We start from the raw sequence: 549 nt of genomic DNA, 5'->3' as shown, positions 1-549 counted from the left end.
AGCGGCACCCGCGCTCGCAGCGGCGCCCGTGCCCGAGGGCGGCTCGACGCCGAGCGCCCCGGCGATCACGCCCGTCATCACCTCCGCCGGCACGGAGCTCGCCTGCTCGAAGATGCGCCATTCGCGGGCGATGCCGTCGGCGGCATACGCGTTGTCACCGCCGTCGAGCTGCACCTGGTGCTCACCGCTGACGACGAGCACGGCGCCGCGCAGCACGACGAGCGGCCAGATGGCGGCGACCTCGGCGGCCGACAACGGGCGCAGCGCGTGGAAGGCCCTGATCGCCGGCAGGACGGACGCCGGCTCGGCGCCCGCATGGTGCAGCACCGACGACACGGTGATCGCGAGCTCCGCGACGGCCCAGGTGCGGGTGACGTCCCCGAAGTCGATCAGTCCGTCGGGCATCCGGGTTGCCCGCTCCGCGGCGCAGACGACGTTGTCGTCGGTGAGGTCGAGGTGCACCGCCTGCTGCGGGAGGTCGGATGCCACGGCGGCGAGCTGCGCCCAGGCCGCGGCCGCGGCATCCGTCACCAGCCGGCGCTTGGCGGG

1 protein-coding gene is annotated in these 549 nt (G+C 75.0%); it reads right to left on the bottom strand.

Translation table 11 applies throughout. The features are described 5' to 3' along the window. The coding region (locus tag GH736_RS24150) for a phosphotransferase (protein WP_159607637.1) at positions 1-549 on the bottom strand (549 nt) is incomplete at both ends.

Source organism: Agromyces humi, from assembly GCF_009720255.1.
Taxonomy (GTDB): domain Bacteria; phylum Actinomycetota; class Actinomycetes; order Actinomycetales; family Microbacteriaceae; genus Agromyces; species Agromyces humi.
Note: the sequence above shows the minus strand (reverse complement) of the source record. Positions and strands in the feature narration are given on the sequence as shown.